The sequence below is a fragment of the Leuconostoc carnosum genome, assembly GCF_014207505.1.
GTDB classification, from domain to species: Bacteria; Bacillota; Bacilli; order Lactobacillales; family Lactobacillaceae; genus Leuconostoc; species Leuconostoc carnosum.
Genome location: NZ_JACHGL010000006.1, coordinates 1 through 14,320 on the forward strand (window position 1 = coordinate 1; position 14,320 = coordinate 14,320).

Annotated in this window: 13 protein-coding genes; 5 read left to right on the forward strand and 8 right to left on the reverse strand. The window is 37.3% G+C overall.

What is annotated here, in order from left to right; translation table 11 throughout:
* Positions 1-257: 257 nt before the first annotated feature.
* Positions 258-1,451, reverse strand: coding sequence for an aminotransferase class I/II-fold pyridoxal phosphate-dependent enzyme (locus HNQ98_RS07045; protein ID WP_135197823.1), 1,194 nt, complete (start codon positions 1,449-1,451; stop codon positions 258-260).
* A 338-nt stretch (positions 1,452-1,789) separates the two neighbouring features.
* Positions 1,790-2,374, reverse strand: a complete 585-nt coding sequence (locus HNQ98_RS07050; RefSeq protein ID WP_135197824.1) for a nucleoside/nucleotide kinase family protein — start codon at positions 2,372-2,374, stop codon at positions 1,790-1,792.
* A 121-nt stretch (positions 2,375-2,495) separates the two neighbouring features.
* Here HNQ98_RS07050 and HNQ98_RS07055 point away from each other — a divergent pair, with 121 nt between their 5' ends.
* A complete protein-coding gene (locus HNQ98_RS07055; RefSeq protein ID WP_184285032.1) occupies positions 2,496-3,896 on the forward strand; it encodes an APC family permease in 1,401 nt (466 codons plus the stop codon).
* 150 nt (positions 3,897-4,046) lie between these two features.
* Here the strand turns inward: HNQ98_RS07055 and HNQ98_RS07060 are convergent, their stop codons facing one another.
* Positions 4,047-4,583, reverse strand: a complete 537-nt coding sequence (locus HNQ98_RS07060) for a GNAT family N-acetyltransferase (protein WP_135197825.1) — start codon at positions 4,581-4,583, stop codon at positions 4,047-4,049.
* A 55-nt stretch (positions 4,584-4,638) separates the two neighbouring features.
* Positions 4,639-6,366, reverse strand: coding sequence for a septation ring formation regulator EzrA (gene ezrA, locus HNQ98_RS07065; protein ID WP_135198205.1), 1,728 nt, complete (start codon positions 6,364-6,366; stop codon positions 4,639-4,641).
* Between the two features lie 310 nt (positions 6,367-6,676).
* On the opposite strand from ezrA, the gene rpsD reads away from it, so the two are divergent.
* The 4 genes from rpsD (at position 6,677) to HNQ98_RS07085 (ending at position 9,937) form a co-directional block, all read left to right on the forward strand.
* The gene (rpsD, locus tag HNQ98_RS07070; protein WP_135197827.1) at positions 6,677-7,288 is read left to right on the forward strand and encodes a 30S ribosomal protein S4; all 612 of its coding nucleotides are present in this window, start codon (positions 6,677-6,679) and stop codon (positions 7,286-7,288) included.
* A 116-nt stretch (positions 7,289-7,404) separates the two neighbouring features.
* Positions 7,405-7,779: a YueI family protein gene (locus HNQ98_RS07075; protein WP_135197828.1), complete on the forward strand. Its 375-nt coding sequence runs from the start codon at positions 7,405-7,407 to the stop codon at positions 7,777-7,779.
* A gap of 6 nt (positions 7,780-7,785) precedes the next feature.
* Positions 7,786-9,069, forward strand: a complete 1,284-nt coding sequence (locus tag HNQ98_RS07080) for a replication-associated recombination protein A (protein ID WP_135197829.1) — start codon at positions 7,786-7,788, stop codon at positions 9,067-9,069.
* Between the two features lie 418 nt (positions 9,070-9,487).
* Positions 9,488-9,937, forward strand: coding sequence for a universal stress protein (locus HNQ98_RS07085; RefSeq protein WP_014974907.1), 450 nt, complete (start codon positions 9,488-9,490; stop codon positions 9,935-9,937).
* Between the two features lie 116 nt (positions 9,938-10,053).
* On the opposite strand, the gene HNQ98_RS07090 is transcribed toward HNQ98_RS07085, so the two are convergent.
* From HNQ98_RS07090 to HNQ98_RS07105, 4 genes are read right to left on the reverse strand one after another with little or no spacing between them, the layout of a single operon-like run.
* Positions 10,054-10,917, reverse strand: a complete 864-nt coding sequence (locus tag HNQ98_RS07090; RefSeq protein ID WP_135197830.1) for a helix-turn-helix domain-containing protein — start codon at positions 10,915-10,917, stop codon at positions 10,054-10,056.
* Positions 10,917-12,050, reverse strand: coding sequence for a D-alanine--D-alanine ligase family protein (locus tag HNQ98_RS07095; RefSeq protein ID WP_135197831.1), 1,134 nt, complete (start codon positions 12,048-12,050; stop codon positions 10,917-10,919). The genes HNQ98_RS07090 and HNQ98_RS07095 overlap by 1 nt, the downstream gene beginning before the upstream one ends.
* A gap of 56 nt (positions 12,051-12,106) precedes the next feature.
* On the reverse strand, positions 12,107-13,087 hold the full coding sequence (locus HNQ98_RS07100; RefSeq protein WP_135197832.1) for a DUF2785 domain-containing protein: 981 nt from the start codon (positions 13,085-13,087) through the stop codon (positions 12,107-12,109).
* Positions 13,087-14,307: an FtsW/RodA/SpoVE family cell cycle protein gene (locus HNQ98_RS07105; protein ID WP_135197833.1), complete on the reverse strand. Its 1,221-nt coding sequence runs from the start codon at positions 14,305-14,307 to the stop codon at positions 13,087-13,089. Before HNQ98_RS07105 ends, HNQ98_RS07100 begins: the two co-directional genes overlap by 1 nt.
* Positions 14,308-14,320: the final 13 nt, after the last annotated feature.

Sequence of the window (14,320 nt, forward strand, 5' to 3'; positions counted from 1 at the left end):
CTCGCCACGCTCGCTCTGACGCCCTGCACCTCTTTCGCTATTTGACAACTATACTATCTTACTGCGTCTTGTTTAACTTGTCAACACTTTTGTTAGCGCTTCTTTCGCACTTCCCTGCCGCTGACTTGCCCTTAAGACATCTTCTAATATACCAACTTTCTCCCCCTCCGTCAATCTCTTTCTCTCACTCTTTTTCTTTCCCTTACTCTTTCTCTCTATCCCCCTCTTCCGTTCGCTTTTTCTCTCGGTTTCCCTCATTACCGCTTACTCTCGTTCATGTATTTTGTCAATCTATTCATAGCATCTTGAAGTTTAGACATTGAAGCAGCATAACTCAAACGTACATATCCTTCACCACCTGGGCCAAATGAGGACCCTGGTACGACAGCTAATTGATTTTTTTGCGCTAAATCTCGTGCAAATTTAGTATCATCTTGTTCAAATTTTTCAGGGATTTTTGCAAAAATATAAAATGCTCCAGCCGGTTTTGGTATAGCGAATCCAAGTGATGTCATCGTATCAAAAACAAAATCGCGACGTTCTTTATATTGTTTCTTCATTATAAGGGTATCTTCACGTCCGGCTTCTGTATTTAATGCCTCTGTTGCAGCAGCCATGGATGAATTAGTTACAGTTGTTACTGTGAATTGGTGAATAAGCCCTAGTTTTTTAACAACTTCTGCTGGACCAGCTAAGAAACCAATACGATAACCTGTCATAGCATGTGATTTCGATACACCATTCAATAAAATAGTCTGTTCAGGCAAATATTTTGCCATTGATACATGTGTTGTTTCATAAGTTAGTTCTGAATATATCTCATCTGAAATGACAACAATACTAGTATCACGTAATATGTCAGCTAATGCCTTCACTTCTGTTTCACTGTATGTCACACCTGTAGGATTCGATGGAAAATTTAAAACAATCGCCTTAATACTGTCACCATGTTCACGGATAGCTTGTTTCAACATTTCCGGACTTAATACAAAATTGTTTGATGATGTATCAACAAAAACAGGTTCCCCACCACCTACTAGTGTTACTGGAATATACAGCGGGAAAATAGGTGATGGCAGCAAAACCTTATCACCCGAATTCAACAATGATGTCAAAACCGAGTAAATAGCTTCAGTTGCACCAACCGTCACGATAACTTCACTCTCAGCATCATACTGCAACCCATAGCGGTTATTTAAAAAGTTCGTCACGGCTTGTCGTAATGCCAATGTCCCATTCGACGCTGCATAGTGCGAGTCATTTCCCTGAATCGATTGAATTGCTGCTGCCTTAATATGGTCAGGCACATCAAAATCAGGTTCACCTAACGTCAATTTTAAAATATTAGGAATCTCACTCACTTCATTATCAAAAGCACGGATAGCACTTGGTTTAACAAGGTCTAACCTTTTATTAAATGAAGATAGCAGTGTTGTTTTAGCCTTTGGCATATTTTTTCTCCTATTATTTATGAGTGTAGCTACGAGGAACAATGTAATGAAAAACGAGAATCAATGTTACATTTTGTTGCTTTTTAACCAAAAAACACACACGACTGAATCGAATGTGCAGAATATCCAGACAACCACTCTTAATATTTAAATGATCTATGTTTAGCTACCAAAATTACAATTATATTATACGCTGATTATTGTTAAAATATTTAATCGTTTTATAATATTAATATTATGCTTTTATGTATTATATGTCAACGTTTTACCAATGTTTATAATAAAAAAATCATAAATTAGGTCGATTTTTTGCCTTTTATTTACCAAGAATAGCTAGGTCACTTTTTCTTTGGTAAACTACGGCCATTCATAATATCATTAACTAATAAATCAAGCTTGATTTTCGTTTTCGACCAATCGTCATTAACTAACTCATAAGCAACGCCATCCAACGGTTTTGGTAAAGTAATGTCTCTTAAAAATTCTGGTGAAGATACGCGCCGTTCAACAGCAGCTGAATCATCCCCACGAACTGTCACACGGTCAATTAAAGTATCAGAATGTGTCACGGTCACAAAAATAATTACCGCTTGATCACCCAGTTCACGTGCATATGTAATCGCACCTGCTGTATCTAAGACAATAGTAATATATGGATTCTTCCCCCATGCCCGTTCTAGTCCTTCATAGGATGAGCCATATTGTGCACCAGCATATTGTACACGTTCTAAATAGTGGTTTTGTTCAAATGAAACATCATCTTCAAAATAATATGCTATGCCATCCTTTTCACGGTCGCGTGGTGAACGAGTCGTATGTGTAATAACGCGCGGCATTTGATAATTTTCTTGTAAATAGCGAGCAATTGTCGTCTTCCCAACACCAGTGGCACCGGTAATAACAAACACTTTGTTATCTTTCATAATGTTTAGTTTCCTTATTATATCTATTGTAACGTATCTTTATATCTGAAGTTAGACATTTAGGGTATATATTGTTAAAATAATAGTTATGTTTAAATTAAAATAACATTGGAGAATATTCATGTCTGTATTTTCAAGAGCATTCAAAAAAGAAACTGTTAATAATTATTTGGCGGCAGATTCTCATATGAAACGGATACTCACGACACGTGATCTTATTGGTCTTGGTGTTGGTACCGTTATTGGTACTGGTATTTTTATTTTACCAGGACACGAGGCAGCTCAAAACGCTGGTCCCGCCGTTTCCGTCGCATTTTTATTAGCAGCTATATTTTCAGGACTGTCAGGCATGGCTTTTGCAGAATTTTCTTCAGCAATGCCAGTAGCTGGTTCTGCTTATTCCTACGGTAGTGTTGTTTATGGTGAAATTATTGGCTGGTTACTAGGATGGTCTCTAATTCTAGAATATTTCTTAGCCGTATCAGCTATTTCAACAGGATCTTCTGCTTATTTTGGTAATTTACTCACGGTATTTAACATCCATCTCCCACCTGCAATCATGTCTGGACCGATGGAAGGCGGTGTGATTAACCTCTTTGCAGTCTTAATCATCTTAATTGTAACAATGATCTTATCTCGTGGCCTTAACACGTCTCGAAATATTGAAAATGGTGCGGTTATACTAAAAGTGGCTATTCTCGGATTATTCATTATTGGTGGCTCATTTTTTATCAAGCACACGAATTATGTACCCTTTTATCCCAAAGAATTCCGAACAGGATTATTCGGATTACACGGAATCACAGCTGCTACTGCAAGTATCATCTTCGCTTTTCTTGGCTTTGACACAATTGCCGCTCACGCTGCTGAAGTTAAAAACCCTCAGAAAACCATGGTACGCGGTATTATAGGCACAGTACTTATTTCTGCCCTACTGTATGTTTTATTTTCTATCGTACTAACAGGGATGGTTCATTACACAAAACTAGGTGTTGATGACCCAGCAGCTTTTGCTTTACAAGCTATTGGTCAAACACAGTTCTCTGTCATCATTACAGTAGGTGCATTGATTGGTATGTTTACCGCTATATTGGCATTAGTTTACGCTTCATCTCGCCTAACATATTCTTTTGGTCGTGATGGCTTGTTACCACACAGCTTAGGCAAAATTTCTGCTGGATCGCATTTACCAGTCAACGCATTAATTTTAGCAGTTATTATAGAATGTGTTTTTGCCGGGCTCATTCCTCTAAACACGCTTGCTAGCCTAATTAATGCTGGTACGCTATTAGCTTTCATGTTCATTAATTTCGGTATCTTATTCCTGCGCAAACGAACAGATTTGTCGCATGACGGCTTCAAAGTGCCGGGCTACCCAGTTGTTCCTTTTATAGCTGGTATGCTAAGCCTTTTGTTAATTACCCAGCTACCTAAAGAAACATTGGAAATGTTTCTCATCTGGCTACTTCTCGGTATTATATGGTACTTTGCTTATGGTATTCGCCATTCGAAGTTATCATAAGTTAGGATTTTATTTTTCAAAGATAATTTTATATTAACCATGTCTGTTAATTGTGACCTTAGACAATCGTCGTGTTTGGATTGATCAACGCGCTTTTAACTAATTTACCCTTAATAATTATAATAAACAAAAAACGAATGAACATGATGTTCATTCGTTTTTTTGTTTATTATAATTGTCCTTTGACATCATCCAAACCACGTGACCTTGCTTATCTTGCCCAGAATTCACAAAATTTAACCGCTCTGGTATACGTCGACTAGGTGTATTTTTAAGATCATGACTAATCCAAATGCTATCCAAGTTTATTATATCAAAACCTATATGCAGCAATTCAGTGACCGCCTCTGCCATATAGCCATATCCTCTCATAGCTGGCGTTAAAACATAACCAATTTCAGTATCATTGTTATCCAAGTTTTGTCGGAAATCAACACCACCTATTAATTGGTTGGTATCGCGCAATGCGATACCATATTTCTTAGTATGTGCAATATCGTGCCAAAAATAACCACGAATAGCCTGTTCTTCAACATCAGCAATACTCGCCAATATTTCACCAGACAACCACTTAACAGTTTCCTTATCACCTAACCATTGATACATCGCTGGTGCATCTGCTAATTCAACGCTTCGTAATATTAAGCGTTTTGTCATAACAGTATGATAGTCATCAATTGTTCTCATTTTTTCTCCAATAATACTAAAAAAATCAGCCTAAGCTGATTTTAAAATAGTCTGTTTAATGCTGATCATTTAACACTATTGGTGCTTTGTGACGCATATATGAATCAACTAATTTTTGTTGAACACCCGATTCAACACTATCTAAAGCTGGCCCCAAAACATCTATGGCCTTAGCGAAATTGTAATCGCGCTCATAGAACATTCTTGCCTGCTCACTAGCTGCTGCAACACGTTCATTGGAAGCCCGGTAGCGATTTGCATATTGCAATAACTGTTCGGTAATTGATGCTTGATCAACAATATTTTCTGTTTTTTCTTTAAGTGTATCAATATCAGCTGACACGATATTAAGTTGGCGCTGTACTTCATCCATATCAACCAATGTAGCTTGCAATGATTTCGCTAAACGTTCCAGTTCATTAGAAACGGCAAAGAAATATTCGAGATATGTTGCTGGTAATCCTGGCAAATTCAAACGTTCAACAGCGTGCTTAATATTTTCAATCTCTTGTTGGTATTGACTGCCAAACTTTCGTGCTGACCGTTGTGCTTTCTCTAGACCAGAAATTTTCTCCCAAATGTCGACTTGCTGTACTTTAATTTCTGTAAAGTGTTGCAAAATAGTCTCTTGTTGCGCAAGTAATTCACTATATGACATTTCTGATGACTCTAATAAATCATCATTATGATTAACTTGTTCTTCAGCTGTATTAATTTGTTCAAGCAACGTACGTCGCGTCTCTAATTCTTTGTGATTAAATTGAAAACTTTGCCCTAATCGGTCTAATTCTATTGCTAAGGCATTATTTTGTTCACGTAATAATAATAATTCCGAAGACAATATCTCTGCGTTTTTCTTGACTTCTTTGCGCGCCGTAATCTCTGTTTCCATCGTATCGTATAATGTCTCAATACGGCGTTGTATGTAACCATTTTGTTCAGCAACTTCTTTTAACTTCAATTCGCTCAATAGACGCAAAACTGCCTGACGCTGAGTATCAATAGAATTGAGTTCATGCTCCACCGTATCATTGGGGAAGACATATCCTTGAGCAACCAAATCGGCATGCCCTTGGATTAATTCATTGAGTTGTTCGATATAAACAGTGTCCAGCTTTTCAAATAACTCAGGAATATCTCCCATCATGTTTTCCATTTGAGTTGTTTCCATGGCCAACTGTTCATAAATATCCGAGGCAGTAGCATGATCACCAGTTTCAGTTAAACGAGTGAATTCATCATAATCTGTTTCAAGTTGTTCTAAAAACTTATTTAAAGCTGGATTAGCTGGTCCAAACTTGAAGTTTTCCGCCAGAAGGCGTTTGCGCAAGCCATCATACTTCTTTTGTAATTCGTTAATGGCATCACGATGAGTTTCATTGATCTTTTTCAATTCACTCAAACCGCTACGCACTTCATTGATAGTAGACTCAATACCAGTCACCATTTCTTCCAAGCGTACCATTTCATTACGTGTTTTAACAAAATTAATACCACGAGCTTCAAATAATACAAGATTAGCTTGCTGATCGATTTTTAAAAACTTATTATTTTTTACATCATTATAATCGTTTTCCAAGCTTTGATAATTTTTCAAAGACTGGCCCGTCAATGATAGCTTACGGCCTTCAACGAGTTCATCATGTACTTTCAACGACTCAAGTTGTTCTTTTTTTGCTTTGATGTCATTCACTCTTTTAACAGTTGTACGTTGCATGAAAAAAATAGCCAAGTACGCAATAATGACGATCACTAAAATAATTGCTAATATAGTAAAATTCATGTGTTTTTATCCCAGTTTCATTGATACAACTATTCTATCACTCATAATCAAAAATTATTACTTTTTGATTTAGCTTTTGACAAATCTCAAAGCGTTTACACCTTTCTTAATAACTTGCTATCCATTGATATTTCTGGTATAGTGTAAAGAGTTGTAATTGAGTAGCAGTAAGTAAAGAAGCGCGTCAACAACGTCCCAAATCGTTAGTAAGACCATAGCTACTGGTTCTGAGAAACGTCAAGATAGACGCTGCACGCATCTGGTGCTTACCCTCAAATGTACGACAAACTACATTTTGGAGGACATATATATGTCACGTTATACAGGTCCAAAGTGGCGCATTTCACGTCGCTTGGGTGTTTCATTGTCTGGTACTGGTAAAGAATTGTCACGTCGTGCATACGCACCTGGTGACCACGGTGCCGGTCGCCGCGCTAAAATTTCTGAATATGGTATGCAATTGCGTGAAAAGCAAAAGTTGCGTTTCACATACGGTTTGACAGAACGTCAATTCCACTCTTTGTTCAACAAGGCTGGTAATATCCGTAAGGGTACTCATGGTACTAACTTCATGATCTTGTTGGAACAACGTTTGGATTCATTAGTTTACCGTCTTGGATTGGCTACAACACGTCAACAAGCGCGTCAATTAGTTAACCATGGTCATATTGTAGTTGATGGTCGTCGTGTTGACATCCCATCATACAGTGTTCAACCTGGTCAAGTGGTTTCAGTTCGCGAGAAGTCAAAGAACATTATCCCTATCCAATCAGCTATCGAATCAGTTGTGGCACGTCCACAATTCGTTTCATTTGATAATGATAAGTTGGAAGGTTCATTAGTTCGTTTGCCAGAACGTGAAGAATTAGATGCTGACATTAACGAAGCATTAATCGTCGAATACTACAACCGTTTGGGTTAATATCTTAATTCAAATTTGGTTGAAACGTCACCTTTTGGTGGCGTTTTTTGTATAAATTATCAATTCAACAATAATTACAGTATAATAGAGCTACTAACAACGTATCGGAGAAAATTATGAACCTCAATGAACGCTTGCAACAAGAACAACTTGGTAACGGTACCCCAAAAATCAATCCTGACGAACAGAGCCGCTATCTAGGCACATTTCGTGAGCGCGTAATTGTTGCTGTAAAAGTTTCACAGTTAGGAAATTCAGATATTCAATCAGCCTTTGCAGCATCACTCAAATCACATAGTATTGGCAAGGTACTAATTGATCAAAATTTGGCAGCAAATTACTTCACAACTTACGTTGGTTTAGCCACCCAAAGCAAACACCCTTTTACACTTTTATCTGATACCACGAAACATCACCATCAAGATGACCCCATTGCTGTTTTATTGGCCGCCAATACTGCTGTCAATGTGGATAATATTTATTTAGGATAAACTCTTATGCAACAACCATTGGCCTATCGTATGCGGCCCACTAAAATTGAAGAGATTGTTGGTCAACAACATCTTGTTGGTAACGGCAAGATTATTTGGCGTATGGTGGCAGCCAAGAGATTAAGCTCAATGATCTTATACGGCCCACCTGGCACTGGAAAAACTAGTATTGCTTCTGCCATTGCCGGCTCATCAAAATATGCTTTTCGTATGTTAAATGCTGCAACCGATACCCAAAAAGATTTACAAATTGTGTCTGAAGAAGCTAAAATGTCTGGCACAGTTATTTTGTTGTTGGATGAAATTCATCGTCTCAACAAAGTAAAACAAGATTTTTTACTACCACATTTGGAATCTGGGGCTATTATTTTAATCGGAGCAACTACTGAAAATCCCTATATTAATGTTACACCAGCTATTCGTTCACGTACGCAAATTTTCCAAGTTGAGCCGCTCACAGAAGCAGATATTAAGTCAGCAATAGAACGATCGCTGACTGATAAAAAAAACGGTCTCGGAAATTATTCAGTAATAATTGATGATAATGCGATGACACATCTATCGCGCGCAACTAATGGTGATTTACGTAGTGCGCTCAATGGTCTCGAAATTGCTGTCTTATCAACTCCAGTTTCTGATGACGGTATCATCCACCTGACATTACCAATTATTGAAGAAACAATTCAGCATAAAGCACTATCAGCTGATAAAGACGGTGATGCTCACTATGATGTGATTTCAGCCTTACAAAAATCAATACGTGGATCAGATGTTGACGCAGCGTTACATTATGCAGCCCGAATCATTGAATCTGGTGATTTAGCCATTTTAACTCGTCGCTTAAGTGTTATTGCTTATGAAGATATCGGATTAGCAAACCCAACAGCTGCTGAGCATGCCATAACAGCAATCCAAGTAGCACACACACTTGGTTTCCCAGAAGCTCGTATTCCGTTAGCCAATGCAATTATTGAACTCGCGCTCTCACCAAAATCAAATGCAGCATATACTGCCATTGATATGGCAATTAGCGATGTCCAGCATGGTAAAGTATCAGATATCCCTGATCATTTAAAGGATTCCCATTATAAAGGTGCAACTGAATTAGGTCATGGTGTATCATATATTTATCCGCACGACTTTGACAATGATTGGGTACCACAACAATACTTACCAGAGTCAATAAAAGACAGCCATTATTTCTTACCCAAGGGCAACTCACAAATTGAACAATCATTTAAAGAAATTTATCAGTCTTTAAAAAAACAACAGAAAAAAGGATTACAATAAACGTCCTTTTATCTATTATTACAACAAGGCGTTCATCTATGTCATTAGTCAAAAAGTCAAGACTGGTTATCAAATTTTTTTCACGTTATAATATATATGAATTCCTTAGATATACGCATTGCTACATCATCAGTTTTTTCCTTACAACCTTTAATTTCGGTTAGGAATTCTTGACTTAGAAGATTTGCCCTTTCATTCGGTAATCTGACAATCTTGATGAATTAACCACCTCGATAAATTCGAGGAAAATCTGCGTAGCGGTTAACGGTATCATGAGTGTTCCAGGCTTTGTCCTGTGCGTTCACACTAGTGAACGCTTTTTTTATTAAAACAATTTGTGAATAATATTAAATAGTGCTTTTAATTTGTGGATGTAAGCGTTATACTTAGAGTATAGATAAGCTTAAGGAGAATTCTTATGATAGCAAATTATAGTAAAATTTTAGTACCAATGGATGGTTCAAAAGAAGCCGAATCTGCGCTTGCTCGTGCTATTGAATTAGCTTCAGAAGCAGGTGAGAGCGGTGTTCTATCAATTTTGAACGTCATCGACACACGTGCTTTCCAAAATGTAGCTAGCTTTGATGATACCATGGTGGAAGCTGTCTCACAAGAAACACGTAGGAGTCTCGAGAAGTATAAGCAACAGGCTATCGACGCCGGTATTAAAAATGTCGATTACTTGATTGAATATGGCTCACCGAAAACTCTGATTGCCAAAGATGTCCCAAATGAAGTTGACGCCGACCTAATTGTTATTGGTGCAACAGGTTTGAATGCCGTTGAACGTTTAGTTATTGGTTCAGTTACTGAATTCGTGACTCGTACAGCAAAAGTTGATGTATTAGTAGTTCGTGAAGAAGCATAATTTTATAAAAGACTAAAAGAAATACATAATAAATATGTATTTCTTTTTTATTTGATCAAAAAAGCAACATATCAGTTATAAAACTTGGTATGTTGCTTTTTACTACTGCATTATTTTTAAAAATTTACTATATCTTTTTCTGACAGACGTGTTGCCATATCATCATGATTTGTAAGATACGCCGCTACATGAGCAATATGTATTTGACGATTAGTTTCTTGAATATTACCACGTTGCTTTTCAACATCAGATAGCAGCTCACTCAAATCCGATACCCAGAACAAATCAGCACGTTGACGTAATGCTTGAAGTGCTTCTGTTAAAATATCAGCGGCTTTATCAAGTTCATTTTGTGCGATCAAAAATTCAGCGTATGCTTTACGTCCCTGCAAAGCACCATGAAATTCCAATTCACTTGCTGTGAATAAATCCGGTTCTAAATCATAAGCTAGTTTAAATTTTTCTTTAGCTGTTTCAATATCACCATTTTCATAACAACAAACACCCATGCGATTATAAGCATAAAAAAGGTAAAAATCACCTAGTGATGGGGTATTTCTATCAACAGCCTTTTCCGCATAATATACACCATTAGCAAAATCATGTTGATTATGTGCATCAGATGCTTTTAAAATATAATATGCTTGCAACGTTGGTGAATTTTGACTTAAAGCTTTTTCGAATTCATGAAATTCTTCTATGGCATTGTGATCCCTCTGTAAAACAACTCTTGCCAGTAATTCTTTGGCTTTTTGTGTTAGAAAATCACCTGACACAAATTGAGATATATCGAGGTTCAGCCGATCTAAAATAGCTAATAAGACATCGGCATTTGGCACACGGTCCTGGTTCTCAACTAAAGAAATAGTTGCTTGCGTCGTAATACCTTCTGCTAACTCAACTTGTGATAAATGCATCTTCTTACGCGCATCACGGATAACTTGACCATCGAAGCTATCACTTTTATTCTTTTTTAACATTAATTAAATTTCCCTACTTTTTCTGTACCCAATGCAACAAATTGATAACTAAGTTGTGTATTTTTTTCAAATTCTTCAAATCCATATGTAATTAACAGATCAACTAACTGGGCATTACTGATATTTGAATAATCCCATAACCGCTTAAATAATGACATATTTGTAAATCCTGGCAATGTATTGGGCTCCCCCAAGTAAGGTACATTATTTTCATCTAACAGAAAATCCATTCGAGCCTCACCACGCAAATTCAACACCTTATAAGCATTAAGTGCCATTTCTTTGACTTCCTGCGTCACTTTAGCAGATAGCTTAGCAGGTATTTCGAATTGTACTTCTGAGTTATCTACAAATTTATTTTTATAATCATACCAACCCTCACCATCACCTTGATTAGGTACAGTATGCGCACCAATTTCTGATACTAGCGGTTCATCGTTACCAATGACACCGACTTCTAATTCCTGTGGTCCTTTAACTGCTTGTTCAATTAAAACCTTATAGTCATATTGGAATGAATCCAGCAATGCAGCCGAAAATTCCTCTGCATTCGTTGCACGAGAAATGCCAACAGAAGAACCCTGATTAGCAGCCTTAACAAAAACGATATCTCCAAATTCAGCAACAACCTGATCCCATGTCCAATTCTGAGCTGTTTGTGGATCAACTACAACATATTTAGTATTACGAATACCATTTAACGTTAATAATTCTTTGGTCAATGCTTTATCAAAACTTACTGCGTGACCACGCAATGGTGCGCCCACGTAAGGCTTGTTCAATAATTTAAATAATCCTTGTAATGTACCATCTTCACCCAAATTACCATGAACAACAGGAAAGAAAATATCAAAATCGCCCCCATTACGTAAAGCATTAATACGGGCTAAAGGATCCTTTTGATCAATAGACGCCATAAAAGTATCTACAATAGGCTGTTCATCTTCTAAGGATAAGACTCGTTTTGAACTTTCAGGATCTAAAAAGAAACCATTTTGTGCAATGGCAAAAACTGTCACATCATATTTTCCCGTAGCAATAATTGCATCATAAAAGTTTTGCGCAGAACGTTTAGAAACATCATGTTCTGACGAGTTTCCACCAAATAGTAAAGCAACATGTTTTTTAGTCATTATATTTTACTCCGAATTTTATTATATCAAGATGGGTCAATATTTAGCAAGATTGTCTATACTAAGTAATCTTTAGTTTGATCAACATACCTATATATTTCGCTAGGTACCTCTTCCTTACCACATAGGATAACGGCATTAAAAAACCGCGATCGATTATATAGTTGATGCCAGTGTGCTTCAGTTTGCTTCGGTTGCTGAGTAACGATATCTTTGCGCCAAATTTTTAATGTGACAAGAAGATAATCAGCATATAACTGATGTTGGTTAGCTAAATGAATAACTACTTCAACTAATCTGTCCGTTTCTCCCATGACCAACGGTTGCTTTAATTCACGATAACCAGCTAAAATGCTAGCTAATAAAAACAATTTATCCGCTCTCATCAACTGAGGCATTAAAAATAATTCAGCGATAGCATTACTAATGTGCGTAAACGCATGTGCCCATCCATTAGTGCCAATAAATCCGCGTGTATCTCTTTCTAATGCCGCATACAAGGCTACCTGTTCAATCACTTCATCAACTTCTTTTACACCCAAAAAAGGGGCTTTTGTACGTTGAACAAATAAAAGTAATGATAAAATCAGCATGCTAAATGCTCTTTGATAGACAGCATCATTTTCTGGTTCTAAAATATGAGCAAATAATTGTTCATCTGAAATCAGATATTTTGTCAGCCATCGCAATTGTTCTGCCGATACCATATCGTTTTGGATGACATAACTCAAGAAAAAGAAAGCGCCAGTATCACGATATTGGGGTAATGGATTAGCAAGTTGTGCCACTACTTGCTGTAATAGTTCAATTGAAATATTCTCTTCTGGTACACTATCTTCTAAATCATCACTATAGGCTTTTATCTTCTCTAAAACTGTTTCACCATCATCTGGTAAAGCAACTGTAGTAGCCGCTTGAGGCGCTGCGCGGCTCAGTATATCTGCCATCAGATCACCCAATGATTGAAATAAGTCACCCTGCCTTGTTTTTTGGTGTAATACATGAAATTCTTGGTGTAATCTATCTAATTGCGTCATCAAATTGAAAATCCTGTCGATTCAGTAAAGGTTGATTTCTTTTGTTGGTAACCAATTGACAGAATCAGACCAACACCAATCAAGTTACCTAACAAAGAAGAACCACCTTGTGAAATAAATGGTAATGGAATACCGGTTAATGGTAACAGCCCGATACTCATACCGATGTTTTCAAAAACATGAAAAAGTACCATCATCACAACTCCTGTAGCAATATACGCATAAAAAGCATTTTGGGCTTTAAATGTTGCACGAATCAACATGTAGATCAAGCCAAAGTACAACCCAATAAGCAACGTACCACCAATAAAGCCAAAGCTCTCACCAATAACTGAAAAAATCATATCTGATTCACGTACCGGTACATAAACCGTTAAATTACCAAAACCGTTACCTGTTAATTGACCAGATCCAATCGCTTTTAAACTCTGGTATGTTTGATAACCCGAAGCAGAGGTATCTTGATCAGGATGTAACCACGTTTGTATACGAGCAAATTGGTACAACTTAAATCCAAGTGCATCCAAAATCATCTTCCCAGCTGTTGATGTCACCAGTGCTAGCAATGTTGCACCAACGGCTGCAACTACAGCAATCATGGGGGCTAAAATACGCCATGTTACACCGGAAACTAATGCCACACCCCCAAAAATAGCAATAAACACTAAAAGCGTCCCGAGATCATTTTGTAAAGCGATTAATGCTGCTACCGGTAAAAACCATAGTGCCATTTTTCCCAATAATAACCAATCTTTAGCTGTATCATGTTGCTGGTATAAACGATTATGTTGTGCCACAACACGACTTATCATTAAGATAAAAGCCGGTTTCACAACTTCTGAGGGTTGAAAAGAAATTGGACCAAAGATAAACCATGATCGCGCACCAGTTAAATTAGCCATTTGCCGATTATAAAAAATCAGCACTGCAATCAACAGAAAAATCCCAAATCCATAAGCTACAGGTGCTAATCGCCATAGTTGCGATGCATCAAAACGCAATAAAAACGCAATAATCACAGCACCTATAATCCAAAATACGCCCTGAATTATGGTAGCACGTATCGCCGATTGCATCGTACCGTATTGCGCATGCAATGACGCCTGAAAAACCGAGCTCAAGCCAATGATCATAAATAGTAGAAGGGCTAAAATAATTCCCCAGTCCAATTCCGATCCTGATGTACGATTACTCATTTGCCTTGATGACGTGCGTTGCATGACATTCCCTCAT

Excerpts from the sequence above, each read along its gene's own strand:
- HNQ98_RS07045 (WP_135197823.1), bottom strand. The coding sequence starts at position 1,451 with ATGCCAAAGGCTAAAACAACACTGCTATCTTCATTTAATAAAAGGTTA.
- HNQ98_RS07050 (WP_135197824.1), bottom strand. The coding sequence starts at position 2,374 with ATGAAAGATAACAAAGTGTTTGTTATTACCGGTGCCACTGGTGTTGGG.
- HNQ98_RS07055 (WP_184285032.1), top strand. The coding sequence starts at position 2,496 with ATGTCTGTATTTTCAAGAGCATTCAAAAAAGAAACTGTTAATAATTAT.
- HNQ98_RS07060 (WP_135197825.1), bottom strand. The coding sequence starts at position 4,583 with ATGAGAACAATTGATGACTATCATACTGTTATGACAAAACGCTTAATA.
- ezrA (WP_135198205.1), bottom strand. The coding sequence starts at position 6,366 with ATGAATTTTACTATATTAGCAATTATTTTAGTGATCGTCATTATTGCG.
- rpsD (WP_135197827.1), top strand. The coding sequence starts at position 6,677 with ATGTCACGTTATACAGGTCCAAAGTGGCGCATTTCACGTCGCTTGGGT.
- HNQ98_RS07075 (WP_135197828.1), top strand. The coding sequence starts at position 7,405 with ATGAACCTCAATGAACGCTTGCAACAAGAACAACTTGGTAACGGTACC.
- HNQ98_RS07080 (WP_135197829.1), top strand. The coding sequence starts at position 7,786 with ATGCAACAACCATTGGCCTATCGTATGCGGCCCACTAAAATTGAAGAG.
- HNQ98_RS07085 (WP_014974907.1), top strand. The coding sequence starts at position 9,488 with ATGATAGCAAATTATAGTAAAATTTTAGTACCAATGGATGGTTCAAAA.
- HNQ98_RS07090 (WP_135197830.1), bottom strand. The coding sequence starts at position 10,917 with ATGTTAAAAAAGAATAAAAGTGATAGCTTCGATGGTCAAGTTATCCGT.
- HNQ98_RS07095 (WP_135197831.1), bottom strand. The coding sequence starts at position 12,050 with ATGACTAAAAAACATGTTGCTTTACTATTTGGTGGAAACTCGTCAGAA.
- HNQ98_RS07100 (WP_135197832.1), bottom strand. The coding sequence starts at position 13,087 with ATGACGCAATTAGATAGATTACACCAAGAATTTCATGTATTACACCAA.
- HNQ98_RS07105 (WP_135197833.1), bottom strand. The coding sequence starts at position 14,307 with ATGCAACGCACGTCATCAAGGCAAATGAGTAATCGTACATCAGGATCG.